The sequence below is a fragment of the Flavobacterium anhuiense genome, from assembly GCF_004151235.1.
Lineage (GTDB): Bacteria > Bacteroidota > Bacteroidia > Flavobacteriales > Flavobacteriaceae > Flavobacterium > Flavobacterium anhuiense_A.
The window spans coordinates 183,528-200,705 of record NZ_JUIV01000003.1 but is presented as its reverse complement, the minus strand read 5'-3'; the positions used below and the strand labels follow the sequence as shown (position 1 = coordinate 200,705).

Here is a 17,178-nt window from a genome sequence, read left to right as displayed (position 1 = left end):
CTTTTAAATTCAGTTTCTTGTTCGTAAAATAATATTTTAATATTTATTTATAGTTGGAATGGATACATCTAAAGCATAGATATTATAGTAATTACTTTCTATTTTTTTATCGAGAACCTCTTGGTTTAATTCTAAGTTTTCACTATTTACTTTTGGATATATAATAATAGAATCTAAAATTTCGTGTGCTTGCAGACCTAATTCTTTAAAAATAGGTTTCATCCTTGCGTAAGCAGCTATTTGTCTGATATCTTCTATTTCTATTAATTTTTCTGCATAAGCTTTATATTTAACATCGATTATAGCTTTAAGATCTTTTTGATTTATTATGATGTCAGGAATTCGACCAGCGTATTCTTTTTGAAAATAGATTCCTTCTTTAAAAGTTGTACGAAGCAATCTTAAAACATGAATTTCAAATAATTTGCTCATATTAATCCAGTACGGATAAGTGTTTACTATGTTTTTGGTTGTATTGGTAATATTAAAAGAGTTTCTTTTTAATATAAGATTTGAAAGCTTTAATGCATTTTCATAGAGTGGAAAAAGTGGATTTTTTTTAATGAGAATTTCATTTCTTAATGATAGTTTTAAATCTACATTTTGCAATGAGCTTTTTATAAAGCCTAGTTTGCTTTCTAAATTATTAACTAGTTCTAGCTTTTTAAATTGATTGAGATAACTTAAGCAAAAATGAAGAGTGTATTTCAAAAATTGATTTTCAGGTGTATTAATTCCAAATTCTTGATAACGACAATATGTTTTTGTGTAATTTGATTTTAAATGATTAAATTTAACAGTGTTTTTTACTAAAATTTTTCCTTTTATTTTATTATCTAAATTTTCTTCTACCCAATAATATCCCTTTTGTAGACCTGAATGACAGATTTTATCTAAATATATTATAAACTGAATAATCAATATAGGGGTTAAATAATCATCTTGCTGATTAATTTCTATTGTTGGTTTTGAAAAATCGACAAAGTATAGATCCGAAATGTCTTCTGTACTTTTTACAAAAGGTAAACTTTTGAATAATATGTCATAAAAGTTAATTGAAAATTCTTTTTTATCATCTTCAAACTTTGGCTCAACCACGAATGGTATATTGTTTTCTAAGTAATCTAATCCTATTAAATAAGAAGTATTTAAGTGAATGTCATCACCATTTTTTTTAAGTTCAATACAATTGATTTCGGCATCAATTTTATCACACTTTATTTTGAATTCTGTTTTATTTGTGAGGCAATTTAATAAATGAGGTTTCCAATTCGCTTCATAATTTATGATCGAGTTTAATCCGTGAATGCTGGAAACAAAATTTTCTCTTATTCTAAGAATTGACATCTTGATATTTTAGTAAATCTTTAATTATTTGCGCTACTGCTTCAGTATTATTTAAAATACCATCTTTAACATATTCTTGTAATATGGGAACAATTTCATATTTTAATTGTAGACTAAAATCCATATTTTCTTTCTTGAAAAAGTAGCTATGCCCAAGCCAAATGTCTTGCGGTCTATCTTGAAACTCTAAACTTAAATGTTCTGATGCTTCTAATTCAGCAGTAGATGATTTTATTTCTTTTACAAATAAACGAGATACTAATTGGAATAGTTCTGATTGAAAGGCTTCTTCTTGTTCAAAATTTTTAGGTAATATATCATAAAAAGCAAATCTTCTTCTTAATGCATAATCTAGATGACCTACACTTCGGTCAGCTGTATTCATAGTTCCAATAATGTATAAATTTTCAGGAATAGTAATTTCATAAATGCCTTGTTTGTTGGCGTACATCGATTTGAAAGATTCATTTCTGTATTCTAAAGCATAAATCAATTCTCCCAAAACTGAAGATAAATTTGCTCTATTTATTTCATCAATAATTAATATATGTGGATTACTATTCCTTGACGCTTTTTCTACCATTTCCAAAAACAATTTATCCTTCGAAGTATAGATAACTTTATCTCCAAATGGTTCGGTGATAATTCCTCTAATGAAATCTTCGTACGTGTAAGCAGGATGAAACTGAATGATATCTATTTGATTACATTTTGAAATATATTCTGCTTGTTCTTTCTTATTTATACTGACTGTGTCGTTTACAATAAATTCTGCTAGATCTTTAGCTGTATAGGTTTTTCCAGTACCGGGAGGACCTTGTAGTATAATTTGTTTTTTATATTCTAATAACTCTTTTAAATCGTTCATTTCTGTATATTTAGTGTTATCATCTTCTTTTATTTCAGGGATAAATTTTCTATAAACCTCAAGTAATTCTTGGTAATCAAAATTCTGTGAGCTAATTAGTTTATTTATAGATGGATTTTTATGAGAAAGTAATCCAAACTCATACCCACCATTATAAATGTTAAAAAATAGTTGTTTAGCTGATTTTTGATTTTTATGACTAGAATTGTAGATAGCAAACCACACTCTATTAAATCCTTGGTTTTGCGCTCCGTCAAAATGTACAAAGTTTGATTTTGTAAAACTTTCAATATCTAAATCTTTTCTTGTATCATTGATAAGATTTTTTATTGATCGAACAACATCAGTTTTATATTGATGGTAATAGATAGGGTATAAAATTCTGAAATAAGAACTCCATGATTGGAAGACATTTTTGTCAAACTGATTTGCAACTTCTTTTTTTAACTCTTCAACCTTTTCTTTTGTTAATGGAGAATTCGATTCAACCAAATACTGGATATTTTTTTTTCTTAGAGAAACTACAGGTTGTTTATCAATGTCGCCTTTACTACTATATTCATAATAGATTTTGAGTTTTTCTATTTGACTTAAATTATTTATTATTTCAAAAATTTTTAAATCGTTTTGTGATAATTCATCAAATACAGATTGGATTTTAGATATATCAGAAATAGACATTTCAAGCTTCTTCAATTCCTGACTTCTTTTTTCTTCTAACTCTTCTATATTTTTGCCAAATGCTGGCATTAGTATTTTTTCTTCAAAAAGATGAAATTCATTATTTTTTACTTCATTACAAGTTGAATTATTGCCAGGCAACCACCATTTGTCTTTGGTTTTATCATAATTGTTTTTATCTTGTGGTTCATATAAGACAATAAATTCACGGTCTATCCATTCCTCATAATGGTTTTTCATAAGTGAATGTAGAGGTCTTTCATCTCTGAACATTCCAATTACATTAACCGATTCATTGGAACGACAAATAAAAAAAACATCTCCTTTTTTCGCATTAATAAAATTCTCATATTGAGTTGTTCCTGAGACCCCCATTGCAGAAGTATTTGGATGAACACTTGCTAAACGATGTTGAAGCATAAATTTATGATCTTCAAGAGAAAAAAAATAAGTACCGTGTGAAATTTTTAGTATTTTAAAATCAACCATATTTTTTGTAATTATTTTTTTTTAATGCTAGTTAAATTTATCTCAATTACAAATTTAATCGAGGTTCATTTGTGTCTTGTTAGATTTTACGTTTGATCAGCTAATTTTAAAAATATTTAGCTGTTTATTGCGAAAAAAGGGAGAGTAGAATTATTCGTTCTGTAATTTATTTATCTTATTAAAAGCCTCCTTAGCTAACAACTCAGTCACCGTTTTATTAAAATCTTTTTCTTCCATATACCTTGCAAAAATATCTTCATTTTGATCTATACGCTCTACAAATAGTTGTTGTAAAACATTTTTAAACATCAAGGTAAATTTATCTTGAGGATTAGATTGTGCCGCTTGTACAATGTCATCATTTTCAATGGCTGATTCAATAATTTGATCAAAGAAATATTGATCGGATTGGGTAAAATCAGTCCCGTAACGTTCATTTACTACATCTACAATTCTAGATATAGGGGTATATTCTTCTCGTACCATTCCTGTAGCAACATCTGTTGGACCATCAAGTTGGTATTGTTTAGGTGTTTTTAAACTTATAGAGCCTTCACTAATTTTTTGTAAGCGATAATATTCTAAACGAACTGTATCATCAAAATTATAGACTGCTCCTGTATTTCGTTTGGGTAATTTGTTTGATAAATGCCTTAAGAAAATAAATAGTTTCTCTAAATCAGAATCCTGATAAGGTATAATTTGACTTAAAAAAGCATACAAATTTTTATAGGATGTTATTTTACCTCTCCATAATTCTGCTTCTTCTTCTTGCTCTTGTAAAAAATGTCTGAAATTTTCAACAGGAGTGTCTAAGATATGATTCATATCCTCGTGATCCTTGTTGCTCTGTTTTTCCTTAGGTTTAAAATAGATTTCAGTGAAATGGTTTATATCATCAAAAGTAAATATATCTTCTAATAATAAATCTTGTTGAATACGATATAAATTATTAGGGTCTGCTTCCTGACCTAGTACAGCACCTTCATAGTAGGTTTTAAAAGCTGCTTGAATCTCCTCGCGGTCATTCACAAAATCAAGTACAAAGGTATCTTCCTTAAGCGGATGGGTACGATTTAAACGTGATAAAGTTTGTACTGCTTGAATACCCGACAAACGTTTATCTACATACATAGTATGCAAAAGCGGTTGATCAAATCCTGTTTGGTATTTATCGGCTACTAATAAAATACTATATTCTGGAGTGGCAAAATGTTCCGGTAAATCTTTTTCTTTGATTCCCTTATTCATTTCAACTTCTGTATAAAGGGTATCAGGTAATTTATCATCTTTAACTTCTCCCGAAAAAGCCACTAATGATTTTATGTTATAGCCTTTGGCTTTAATTACTTCGTCAAAACTTTGCTTATATCGAACCGCTTCTAAACGAGAACCTGTAACAACCATTGCTTTTGCTTTACCTCCTATTTTATGCCTAGTCGATTGGTAAAAGTGTTCTACCATTACCTCTGTTTTTTGTGCAATGTTATGCGGATGCAAACGCATAAAGCGACCTAAGGCTCTGGCTGCCTTCTTCCGTTCTACTTTAGGATCTTCTTCAGAAGCTTTAATCAATTTGTAAAAAGTAGCATAAGATGTATAATTTTCTAAAACATCTAAGATAAAACCTTCTTCAATGGCTTGACGCATCGTGTATTTATGAAGCGATTCGCCATTGGTAGCAAATAATTTTATGGTTTTATGTTTGGGCGTGGCTGTAAAAGCAAAGAAACTAATGTTTTTTTGTTGTCCACGTTTTGCCATATTACGGTAAAGAGCCTCGAGACCGTAGGCTTCTTCCTCTTGCGCTTTCTCCTGCGCTTCTTTTGCTAAGGTTTCACCACCAAGTACCTCTTTTAAATCAGTAGCGGTTTCTCCTGATTGTGAGCTGTGGGCTTCATCAACTAAAATGGCATAATTTTTAGTTTTTAGTAATCCTGTAGTTTCTTCTCCTCGTTCTTCAGCAAGTTTTAGTAATTGTTCCGTAACAAACGGAAATTTTTGTAAGGTGGTAATAATAATAGGAACACCATTTTCTAAAGCCTCTGCTAATTGTTTAGAGTCTTTATCTATTTTTAAAACGACGCCTTTTTTATGTTCAAACTGATAAATAGTATCTTGTAATTGTCTATCTAAGACCACACGATCAGTTATAACTACTACCGAATCGAACAAACGGGTATTATCTACTTTATGCAAAGAAGATAAACGATGCGCTACCCAGGCTATGGTATTACTTTTACCACTTCCTGCGGAATGCTCTATTAGATAATTAGTCCCAACATCATCCTTTAATGCCGCTTCAATCATACTGCGAACAGCTTGTAACTGATGATAACGAGGGAAAATCATGGTTTCTTTTTTTATTTTTCTCCCTTCATCAGTAATTCTTTCCTCTACTTGCAAATGAATGAACTTACCTAAAATATCCATTAGACTATCTTTTTGCAAAACTTCTTTCCAGAGGTAGGCAGTTTTATAACTCAATCCTTGTATATCTACAGGATTGCCTGCACCACCTGCGTTTCCTTTATTAAATGGAAGAAAATAAGTGGCTTCTTTAGCTAAACGAGTCGTCATTTCGACCAGATCAGTATCTACGGCAAAATGGACTAAAGTTCTTCTTTTAAATTCAAATATTAATTCTCGTGGATCACGATCGTTGCAATATTGTTTTTTGGCGTGTATTATGTTTTGATGTGATAGTTGATTTTTAAGTTCTAAGGTTATCATAGGAATACCGTTTACACTTAAAACAACATCGATTGAATTTTGATTTCGATTACTATAATATAGCTGCCGCGTAATCCCAAATATGTTTTTATGATAACGTTCTAAAACCTCTTCATTCATAGAATGAGAAGGTTTAAAATAAGCCAATTGCAGTTGTTTGCCATAACATTTAAAGCCGTGACGTAAGGTGAACAAAATACCGTGTAGTTCAATCCATTTCGTCAAATCATATAAAATTTGATTGCCTGTATTATCCCCTAAAATAGATTGCAATTTTTCCCAAGTTTTAGGCTGGGTATCTTGTATAAAAGCGAGCGTTGTTTCAGGAAAAATAGCTTTGTCTTTGTCGTAACTAATACTGGGTATAGTCTCGAATCCTTTAGATAGCAATTCGGTTTCTATACTTTTTTCAAATGCTATTTCTTTGGTTTGGATATTTCTCATTTCTTTTTAGCGTACTTTAGTTTATTTTCAAGTTTTTCTAAAAAAGCTAAATGCTGTACTAAAGCGTGTTTTAGAGGAATACAAAATTCCACATATTTACCATTTGACCGCTTATCAATTTCTGCTATGGCTTGAATTGTTTTTCCTTTTCTTATAGGATTTGTTTTTCCTATAAAAGCTTCAATAGCGTCTTTTCTTTCATTAATTAAAGTAGAATGGTCTAAAGCTAACAAAGAAACTGTATTTTTTCCTTTTGTTGTTACTCCTTTAACTTCTCCAGAGATAAAGTATTGGAAATGATCTTCACAATTTGCCTGTAAAGGTAAAATGTAATCTTTTCCATCATTTGCCCAACTAGCATCTTTTTTGATTGCTCCAAAATATTTTTGCTTTGGTGTTCCTTTAGGTGCATCTTTTGGAAAACAAGCTACCATATTTGAATAATCTAAGTCAGAAACTGTTTCTATGCCTTCTTCCATAAGTTTTCGACAAAGCTCCTCGGGTTTTAAATGTTCTATATGGCAAGAATCCTCATCAATGCGTTTTAAAGTATAAGCACAAATAAAACCTTGTTCAGTTAATAATGCCTCTTTAATAGGTTTTCTTTCTGCATTTCCTAAACCATTATCATAGCGAATTGTTATCCCCGCTTTTGCATTATCCTGTTTAAATTTGATAAAACTAGCTGGCTCATTTCCTTTAATTATCCTCTTCATCATCAAACATTTCAAGATGAGACATTCTTGCTCCTAAAATAACCCATTCAGATAAATCAAGATTATTCTTTTTATACACTTGTATTAAATCTCTAGCTTTTTCAAACTCAATTTCGTCAATAAGCTTTTGAACTGTTGCTATGGCTTGTTTGGATTCATCTAAACGATCATCATCTTCCATTATGTATTTAAGTACATAATTTATATCTAATCCATAACTTTTTACAACATGATCAATTTGAAAATCTTTAATTATCTGAATGTTTTCAGGGAGTACTGAAGATATAATTTGCGGTGAATGCGTAGTAGCTATGAACTGACATTTAGGAAATGTTTCTTTTAGTTTTTGAACGATTGTTCGTTGCCATTTAGGGTGTAAATGTAAATCTAGTTCGTCTATTAAAATGATAGCTTCACCGTGCAATGGATTTACAGCATCACTATTAGCAATAATCAATCGTCTTGCAATATCAAAAACTAAAGCTAAAATGCCTCTTTCCCCATCTGACAACTGAGTAAAGTTTAACTTTTTTTTCCCTTTTTTTATACAAAACGTTAAATCATTTGTAATTTCATCTTCAATCAAATCCAATTCTGAAAATTCAGGTAAAAAGCTTAAAATAGTTTGTTGAATTAATTCAACAATCCTTGAATATCTTACGTCATTAGGATTTTCGGTCGCTAAAATTTTTCGAAAATGATACCATTCTGCAAGAGTCTTGGTATTAAAAGCTCTATTTTCTGATAATGATTCAACATAAGCTGGAGCACTAAAAGCAAGTGAGCTTTTCGCCTTTGTTTTTTGATTGGTAATAACTGACCTTTTTGTTGAAAAGAAAATACCTAAAAGATTATTTTTATTTTTTCGAGAGATAGTAGGAGTAAATACTGATTTATCTTCTAAAGTAATTCCTTCTTCTCTAGTATTACTATCACTCTCGTTAGTTCTTTTTTTCTGATCTACTGTAATTACACTATAATCCTTGGATGATTTTGAATATACAAAATCATAACTAATGCCATCAATGTAAAAATTAGTATTAACCTGAAGTTGATCAGTATTAATATTAATGTCTGTTTTTTTAAAACTCTCTTTTGTGATTACGGGAGCTTTTATTTCAGTAAGGATATGAGAAAGCACAATTCGTAAACTTTCCAATACAGTTGTTTTACCTACTCCATTGATACCTACTATCAAATTAAAACCAGGCTGAAAATCTAGTTTTGCATAGGTAAAACCACGAACGTTAGTTAATTCTAGGGTATTTAGTTTCATAAATTATAATGCTATTTCTCCGTTGATTGCAGCAGATATGATTGTAGTTCGTTTTTCTTTTAATAAATTAATTGAATTATTGATAAGATTAATACTCTCTTTATTTTTTTGAAAGAAAGTTTCTAATTTTTGTACAATTAATTTTTGTTCTTCTAATGAAGGTTTTATTAATGTAGTACTTCCAACTTCTTCTGCATTTAAATGAGGTTGTGCAGCGCGGATTCTCATAGGTATAAGTTGTCTATTTAACATATAATCTGATAATAATACATATGCCAGAAAATTACTAAATAAATCATTTTTAGATCGAATTACCATATCAAATCCAGCAATACTATTTTCAAATTCTTCATCTATAATAGCACTGTCAGCTGTATATGCTCCGCTCCTAACAATTATAATATCACCTTTTTTTAAAATAATTTTTTTATTCGATTTTAGTTGATCTGCATCAATAAAAACCATGTCTTTTTTAGAGATTTTTCCCCTAAAAATATTTGTAGCTCTTATAAGCGGGGTCCCAGTATCGAAATATTCTGGGGGTTGACTTAATCCATAATTAATATCAATAAAATACTTCAACTTGACTACTTCCCAATGTTTTGGGATTTTTCCAAGCCATTCTATACCAGAATTCTTCATAGTCACCGTAGTATCTAAGCCATTAGTCACTGCTTCATTAATGACGGTTTTTTTCTTTTCTTCTAGTAGCGCAATTAATTTTGTTTTCTTTTCAATTAAGGAATCTATTTTTACTATTTCGCGGTCTAAATATTCTACAATTTTGTTTTGCAGTTCGAGTGATGGAAGTGGAATTTTATATTTACCAATAGCATCTTTAGGGATACCAAATCGAGTAACTCCAGTGGCTTCAATTTCTAGTTGAGTTCTATGTTTTTTTGACTCGAAACAGTAGAATAAAAATTTTGGATTTACTAAGTTTTTCTTAGGTCTCATTAGCGCTAAATGATAACCACAAAGTGTTGTGTTTTGAAAATTTCCAACTACTATTGCAGGAATTCCAATATCATCCCAACTTTCAGAGTCTTTGGTAATTAAAACATCTCCATCGTATATTTGAAAACGGTTTATTTCATTCTCCGATGCTGAACCTTCCATAAATTCTAGGTCAGAGGTAATATAGGTGTTTTTATATACATCTGTATAATTGCATAAATTAACCTTTTCTTCTTCCTCCTTCACTATTTTATCTACTGGCGAAATCGAAAAATCAGCAATGTAAAAAAGTGGCACAATCTTTCTGTCTGATGAAATCTTATTTTGCCAATCTAAATAATTACTCATACTTAATTATTTAATAAATCCAAAATTTGATTCTCAACTATACTTAATTCTTCATTTATTTCTTGTAACGAACGATTTTCATTCATTGTAAAGAAATAACGATTGAAATTGATCTCGTAGCCTACTTTATCTTTGGTACGATCCAGCCAAGCATCAGGTAAAAAAGGCAGTACTTCATTTTTAAAATAGTATTCTATATCTATTTTTAAAGGGATGTTTTCAAAATCACGTAAATCAGTATCGGTTTCATAGTCGTCTTTGCCTTTTAGTACTTTTTCGGCTTCTGGATCTTTGGTCGTAAATACACTTCGGAATAAACTTAGTTCTTTAGCAGACCATTTTAGCTGATTGATCTTTCCGATTTCTTTTAGCGTTTTGTTCCAATCGAGTAAAGGTTCACGACCAAGTTTTTTATCTATGGCTTGTAAATCGACTAATAAATGAGGACAAGCGTCTAAGAATGCAGTTTTGGCTTCTAAACTCATTTGATATTTTAAACGCAAAGGACGTTCAATGGTAACTCTAGTAAAACCAAAATCTTCATTGTCAAAAATCTTAGAATGCTCGGTAGTCGTATTCAAACCGTATTGTTGGGTAATCATTGCAATATGATCAGGCTCCATTACCTGTATAATACCATCATCTACATTTCCTTCTCCTATTTTACGGCGTTTACTACCTTGGCTTTTACGCATTGAGATATAAAAATCTCGTGCGTCAAACAATTGGATTTTACCTTTTCGATCGTGCTTCTTCCTATTGGTCAATACCCATATATAAGTGGTAATGCCTGTATTATAAAACATTTGTTCTGGCAAGGCAATGATACTTTCTAGCCAATCGTTTTCAATGATCCATTTGCGAATATCACTTTCACCTGAACCGGCTCCACCAGAAAACATAGGCGAACCGCTAAATACGATAGCTAAACGTGAACCGTATTTTTTATCTTGAGGAGCGTAAGGCTCAAATTTGCTAATCATATGCTGTAAGAACAATAACGCACCATCATTTACTCTAGGTAGTCCTGCCGTAAATCGCCCTGTTTTATCACGGTCTATTTGTGGTTTTTGTTTTTTCCAATCCACTCCAAAAGGCGGATTTGCAATAAGATAATCAAAGTTTTTATCAGGAAACTGATCGTCTATCAAAGTATCACCATACTTTATGGTATCTTCAAATTTAGCATTTGTATCGTTCTTAATCAATAAATCGGCAGCGGCAGTTGCAAACGCTCTTTTGTTGTAGTCTTGTCCGTAGGCTACTAATATAGCATCTTCATTGAGTTCTTTTACATGATTTTTTGCTTCAGATAGCATACCACCTGTACCGCAAGTAGGATCCATAATTTCACGAATAACGGATTTGCCTTGTAGGAAGTTATCATCATCAATGAATAAGATATTCACCATCAACTTAATGATTTCGCGAGGAGTAAAGTGGTCACCTGCTGTTTCATTTGCCAACTCATTAAATCGTCGAATTAAGTTTTCAAAAATCAATCCCATATCTCGGTTAGAAACTATAGTAGGATGCAAATTTACTTTGGCAAATTCAGATACAATTAAATACAGAATATTAGCATCGTTCATTGCAAATATTTCTTTCTCAAAATCGAAGAATTCAAATATTTGTCTAACGTTGGGTGAAAATCCATTAATATAACTTACTAAATCTTGCGCAATACTATCTGGTGCACCTTTTAACTTTTCAAATGTAAAAGGTGAGGTATTGTAAAATTTTTGCTTTGTAATTTTTGCCAGTTTAGAGGTTAAAATAGAAACAGGAATATCATTGTTATATTTAATTTTTAGATTCTTATACTCGTTTACTACATCTTCTTTTGTATTTTCTAGTACAGAATCAAAACGACGTAATACTGTCATAGGTAACATTACACGTTCATATTGTGGAGGTCTGTAAGGTCCTCGTAATAAATCTGCTATATCCCAAATGAATTTTATATGGTGTTGGTGTGAGGTCATATTTTTTTTGAATTGTAAGTGCAGTTCTTTATAAGACAAACTGAAAGGTAAAAATAGAAAAAAAACAATACTTATTGAGGGATTATTAATAATGTATACAGAAAGATTGAATATGAGGGTAAGTGTATTTTTTATCTCAGAAAATTGTTTTTAAATTCCTCTGTAAATTCTCCTTTTCTTTTTTTGTCTAAATTTTTTTGATACATAATCATTTATTTTTTCACCACGAAGAAGTATATCAGCTAAATTTTCTTTTATATACTCTTTTGATTCTACATTTTGAAAGTACTCTGAACTAGTAGATATCGAGTTTTTATGCTTTCTTTCAAATCCAAGAATTTTCATGGCACAGCTTTCCTGAATCCCTTTTGCACTAAATTCTTTTCCAAGACTGCTTCCGTTGAAAATAGATCTGGTTTTATGGTCAACATAAGTTATTCCGTAAAGCTGTCCTTCATTGCTTTTTCTTAGTATCATATGAATGCTTTCTCTTTCTAATATCTTGGATAATTTTTCGGGAGAAAAAATGTTTTCACGATTGAAAGCGAGTTTTACGGCATTTTTGACATATTTTTTACAAGACTCTTTCTCTGCTTCATTAGACCGAAACTTTCCTTCCAAAAATTTCAGTGTAGGTCTGCTGTAGAATTCGCTGGCTTTTATCGGCACACCTATCGGTTTTGAATTCTGGTCAAGTATCTTGTAAAGAAGTCCGTAGTTTTTAAAAACTCTCGATTCCTTGCTTCCTCTGTCAGCATGAACATTATAGAGGTTCAGAACGGCATTGAGTTCAGGCAGGCTTGAATATTTATAGTCAAATAAAACCTTGCTTAAAACTGAATTAATAGCCTTTCTGGACTCTGCTTTTCCGTATTGGACTCTGCCGACATCTATCGGATTTAACGAAAATTGTTCTTTCTGTTTTCTTCCTTCGGCTTTTACAAGTCCGAAAATTTCTTCAATTTCTTTTCGAGCAGGTTCGGATTTTCTGACTCCCAGTAAATGCAGATCGATTCTTTTTCCGTCTCTCTGAATGTTGTTTGTCACTATATGGCAGTGTGGATGCCCTGCATCATAATGCTGATATACCAGATAAGGCTGTCTGCCAAATCCCAGTTTTTCCATATAAGTGTCTGCAATTTCAGCCAGTTTTTCTTTCGAATGATTCTCCGAGGGATCAAAGTTGAGCGAGATATGCACTGTGTTTCTCTTCGCATTGGTATTGAGTTCTGCCAGTTTTAGAAAGCGGTTTAATTTTGATGTGAAACTCAGTTTTTCCAGCTCCAGAGGATAATTCACAGCGCTTATGCATTCCGCTTTTCCGATCTCAACTTTATTTTCGTTGTAATTCAGAACACTTCTTATGGACGAGCTTGTTTTTATCACTGCAACCATTTTTCTGCTATTTTCTGGGTGTGGTCTGAGACCTCCGCCATTTTATCAAAAAGCCTTTTTCTTTGGATTTCGAACAGATAAAGATGCCCTTTAAAATCGGGAACTGTTTTGAGCGAGTTTATTTTTCTGGCAATCTGATTGATATTATTGCCGATTGCCCGTAATTCGGAAGTAAGTACAGCTGTCTCTTCCATCAGATCGTCTAAAGACTGGTTTCTGTAGGTGGCGACAATTGGTTTGTTGAATAAGTGGCTTCTGATGTGGTCGCTTAATTTTCGGCAGGTGCTTGCTCTAAATCTTTTTTCTAGTTCGGCATACTCCAAAGGAGTGAATCGCAGTCCCACGATTCGTGTTCTGTTTGAATTTTCTCTTTTCATCATCTTTCATTTTCATTATTATCAAACTCTTTGCTTTTAAGTTTCTCCACCGCCGAGTTCCGAGGCAATGGGTGGCAAGATAGGCGGTTGTTAAACAACCGTTCATCTTGCTGATTGCAGGAACGTGGCAATCTTTGGAGATTTTTAAAAGCAGGCTTCTAATTTAAGGAAAATATTTATATGTATCATGATCAAAATATGGTCATGATGGCTGTAGGCTGTTACAATGTATAAATGCTTAAAAAAGAAAAAGGGAAAAAAGAAAGCAGTCTTTAATTGGACATTCAGACAGTTGAAGTGCTATAAGTCCCGAAGGGCATTTTTTGAGGAACGAAGAAAATGTTATGTGCACTTCTCTGACTGTGTCCAATACTTTGCTTTGCTTTTTTTCTTTTTAAAATATTTAAAAAAGGTAATTATACGTGTTATCTATTTGATATAATAGTTTAATTTCATGCATTATAAATTATATAATCAAAACTTATATATTTTAAGAGATATAGCAGTTCGAAAAAATAGTTGTCTTTAATTTCAACCAAATACAAAGTAATTTGAAAAAAGTAGACTTACATATTCATACAATACCATCTTTAAGTGACAAGGAATTCTTTTTTAGTTTAAATTCTTTAAAAGATTATGCAGAAAAACTAGAATTGGATTGTATAGCAATAACTAATCATAATCTTTTTGATAAAGGACAATTCGAACAAATTTCGTCGGAGTTACCAATAAAAGTATTTCCTGGAATTGAAATAGATTTAGAGGCGGGACACATATTACTAATTTCTGAAAATGAAGATTTAGAAGATTTTGATCTAAAATGTAAAAAAGTAACTGAGCTCATAAAAACTAGAACAGATTCCATTAGCTATGAACAACTAATAGAAATTTTTCCTCTGCTTTCAAGATATCTTCTTATCCCTCATTACGATAAAAAGCCTAATATTAAAATTGAAACATTAGGAAAACTGGGCGATAATATCTTTTGTGGGGAAGTTACAAGTGTAAGGAAATTCAAAGCGTGTCTTGCTGAAAGCGATAAACTTGTTCCAGTTATATTTAGTGATTGTAGATTTGTCGAAGGGATGATTAATTATCCAACACGCCAAACGTACATTGATGCTAATGATGATTCACTTATGGCATTAAAAGGCTGTTTATTCGACAAGAATAAAGTTTATCTTTCAAAAGAAGAAGGTAATGAATTTTTTCAAGCAACTGACGACGGAATTATTTTATCAACAGGATTAAATGTTATAATTGGGGAACGCTCAACTGGTAAAACTTACACATTAGAAAAAATTATTAATGGGATTGAAAATGTAAAATATATCGAACAATTTTCACTGCTCCAAAATGATGAAGAAAAATTCAAAGAATTAGTCACAACTCGTCATAGTTTAGTGTCTGAAAACTATCTGAAAGAATTTAAAGATGTTATTTACGAAGTTAATGATGTGGATATAAAATCAAATAATCAAGAAGTGGAGAAATATCTTGGCTCACTTAAAAAGTTTGCATCCGAAAGTGATAAATTGGATAGTTTTTCAAAATGTAAGCTATATAACGAAACTAAGTTTGAACTAGACGATTTAGAAAATTTGAAAGCATTAATTAAAGCGACTAAACTTTTGTTAGATAATGTTGAATATAAAGCATTGATTAATAAACATGTGTCTGAGAAAAGCCTAAAGGATTTGTTTTTTGAACTAATTCATAATTACAAAATAAAATATACTAAAAATCTTGAGAGGAGTTTTGTAAACGACTTAACTGAAAGAATTAAAGATGATTTGAAAATACGGTCATCTTCCACATCTATTGAAGATATTGATTTCAGTAAAATTCAATTAGACAAGTTAAAAGTTAGTAAATTTAATCAATTGGTAAGCAATCTCCAGAGGGAGAATGTGATTGATAGTAAGGAAATTAGAGGTTTTAAGGTTGTTGCTAAAACAAAAAAATTTACTGGTGCTAGTCAGCTACAAAAGAAAAGTAAAAGCAGACTCGCTTTTAGTGAAGCTTTCGAGAATTACAATAAACCATATAAATATTTGATATCATTAAAGAGCATTGCTATTGAGGAGACTGATTATTATAAATATTTCGTTGATATAGAATACAAAACTCTTAATAAACATGGTTTCCCAGTTTCTGGAGGTGAGCGTTCAGAATTCAATTTATTGCATGAAATTAGTGATGCGTTAAAGCATGACATATTAATGATAGACGAACCAGAATCTTCTTTTGATAACATATTTCTCAAAAATGAAGTAAATGAATTAATAAAAGAAATATCAAAAGAAATTCCAGTTATAGTAGTGACCCATAACAATACAATTGGAGCGTCGATAAAACCAGATTTTCTACTTTATACGCAAAAGAAAATTGTAGATGGAGACATAAAATATGAAGTTTATTTTGGACATCCCATGAGTAAAGTTTTGAAAAATCATGAAGGAAAAGAAATACAAAACATTGATATTTTATTTAATTGTTTGGAAGCAGGAGAAGAAGCTTATTACGAAAGAAAACAAAAGGCATATGAAATACTTAAAAATTGAAGATAATAAAGGATATTACATAAAAGACGCTACAGCGCCAACAAACTGGGTTGAAATTGATCAAATTGAAAAAGATGATTTGCTAAACTTACTTGATCATGCGACAAGTAATGATTTCGAATTAGATGCCTACGAAGAAAATTTGTTAGGAAACAAAGCACATCAAATTATTTATAAACATATTGCAGAGAAGTTTACAACTTTTTTAACCAATAAAGATAGATTCAAAGATGAAGCTGAAAATTTGTTTAAAACAGCATTAGAAAAATATCAATAAAAACTAATAATACGTTTTTTAGCGACACATATATTGAAGCACGCAATGGGCAGAAGTTTTTATTTTTCAGTATGAAAAATTATATGCAAGTTAAAATATTACTAATATAAATAATTAAAAAAGAGACCAGAAGGTCTCTTTTTGTTTGAATTAATATATTTTCTGAAAAAGCTATTTTTCTTTATTGATTTTGAAATTATTTATTTGATTAATTGTTCAAGTCTTGCTATCATTTCATCTTTTTCTTTTAGCATACGTTCAAATAAAGCAATTTTTTCTTCGTGAAGTTTTTTTACCTCTTCAATAGGATTGAAGTTAAATGTAGAATTAGGATTTCCAACGCAAGCATTATCTCCAAAAGTATTGGCTATTACATTTACTGCATTATCCTCATCAAAATTCTTAAAAGCTTCAACAGGAATTCTTAATGAATCTGAGATTTGCTTAAGTAGATTATCTTCAATTACATCTTTCTGCTCCAGCATAGAAATCTTCTTCTGATTCCAGTCTTCCCCCAGATCATAAGCAAGTGCTTCCTGTTTGATGCCAAGCATTTCCCTAAAACGTTTAACGTTTCTTCCCTGATGAATTTTCTGTTCCATAATGAGTGTTAGTTTTCTGAAGGCTCAAAGATAAAGCCATTTGGATTAAAAAGTCTGAAAACCAAAGATAGAAAAATATCCTGTAAAATATCCCTTTTGTCAGATATTATATCCGATTT

At 30.9% G+C, this 17,178-nt stretch carries 12 protein-coding genes; 2 read left to right on the top strand and 10 right to left on the bottom strand.

Annotated features, from left to right (window positions below):
• Positions 1 to 36: 36 nt before the first annotated feature.
• From NU08_RS06400 to mobC, 9 genes are all read right to left on the bottom strand, one after another.
• Complete coding sequence (locus NU08_RS06400; RefSeq protein WP_129746353.1) at positions 37 to 1,347, bottom strand: 5-methylcytosine restriction system specificity protein McrC; 1,311 nt, start codon at positions 1,345 to 1,347, stop codon at positions 37 to 39.
• Positions 1,334 to 3,385, bottom strand: a complete 2,052-nt coding sequence (locus NU08_RS06395) for an McrB family protein (RefSeq protein WP_129746352.1) — start codon at positions 3,383 to 3,385, stop codon at positions 1,334 to 1,336. The genes NU08_RS06400 and NU08_RS06395 overlap by 14 nt, the downstream gene beginning before the upstream one ends.
• A 150-nt stretch (positions 3,386 to 3,535) precedes the next feature.
• A complete protein-coding gene (locus NU08_RS06390) occupies positions 3,536 to 6,562 on the bottom strand; it encodes a type I restriction endonuclease subunit R (protein WP_129746351.1) in 3,027 nt (1,008 codons plus the stop codon).
• On the bottom strand, positions 6,559 to 7,293 hold the full coding sequence (locus tag NU08_RS06385; RefSeq protein WP_129746350.1) for a retron system putative HNH endonuclease: 735 nt from the start codon (positions 7,291 to 7,293) through the stop codon (positions 6,559 to 6,561). The genes NU08_RS06390 and NU08_RS06385 overlap by 4 nt, the downstream gene beginning before the upstream one ends.
• On the bottom strand, positions 7,262 to 8,554 hold the full coding sequence (locus NU08_RS06380; RefSeq protein ID WP_129746349.1) for an AAA family ATPase: 1,293 nt from the start codon (positions 8,552 to 8,554) through the stop codon (positions 7,262 to 7,264). Before NU08_RS06380 ends, NU08_RS06385 begins: the two co-directional genes overlap by 32 nt.
• 3 nt (positions 8,555 to 8,557) lie before the next feature.
• Positions 8,558 to 9,859 carry a restriction endonuclease subunit S gene (locus NU08_RS06375; protein ID WP_129746348.1) on the bottom strand — a complete coding sequence of 434 codons (1,302 nt, stop codon included), beginning with the start codon at positions 9,857 to 9,859 and terminating at the stop codon, positions 8,558 to 8,560.
• Positions 9,860 to 9,861: 2 nt separating this feature from the next.
• Positions 9,862 to 11,844 carry a class I SAM-dependent DNA methyltransferase gene (locus NU08_RS06370; protein ID WP_129746347.1) on the bottom strand — a complete coding sequence of 661 codons (1,983 nt, stop codon included), beginning with the start codon at positions 11,842 to 11,844 and terminating at the stop codon, positions 9,862 to 9,864.
• 150 nt (positions 11,845 to 11,994) lie between these two features.
• Positions 11,995 to 13,239, bottom strand: coding sequence for a relaxase/mobilization nuclease domain-containing protein (locus tag NU08_RS06365; protein WP_129746346.1), 1,245 nt, complete (start codon positions 13,237 to 13,239; stop codon positions 11,995 to 11,997).
• Positions 13,227 to 13,583 carry a plasmid mobilization relaxosome protein MobC gene (gene mobC, locus NU08_RS06360; protein ID WP_242502496.1) on the bottom strand — a complete coding sequence of 119 codons (357 nt, stop codon included), beginning with the start codon at positions 13,581 to 13,583 and terminating at the stop codon, positions 13,227 to 13,229. Before mobC ends, NU08_RS06365 begins: the two co-directional genes overlap by 13 nt.
• A gap of 584 nt (positions 13,584 to 14,167) precedes the next feature.
• Here mobC and NU08_RS06355 point away from each other — a divergent pair.
• Together NU08_RS06355 and NU08_RS06350 are read left to right on the top strand one after the other, a co-directional pair.
• On the top strand, positions 14,168 to 16,180 hold the full coding sequence (locus tag NU08_RS06355; RefSeq protein WP_129746344.1) for a histidinol-phosphatase: 2,013 nt from the start codon (positions 14,168 to 14,170) through the stop codon (positions 16,178 to 16,180).
• Positions 16,161 to 16,457, top strand: a complete 297-nt coding sequence (locus NU08_RS06350) for a hypothetical protein (RefSeq protein WP_129746343.1) — start codon at positions 16,161 to 16,163, stop codon at positions 16,455 to 16,457. The genes NU08_RS06355 and NU08_RS06350 overlap by 20 nt, the downstream gene beginning before the upstream one ends.
• 200 nt (positions 16,458 to 16,657) lie before the next feature.
• Here NU08_RS06350 and NU08_RS06345 read toward each other — a convergent pair whose 3' ends face one another.
• Entirely contained in the window at positions 16,658 to 17,059 is a 402-nt protein-coding gene (locus tag NU08_RS06345; RefSeq protein ID WP_129746342.1) for a helix-turn-helix domain-containing protein, read from the bottom strand.
• Positions 17,060 to 17,178 lie beyond the last annotated feature (119 nt).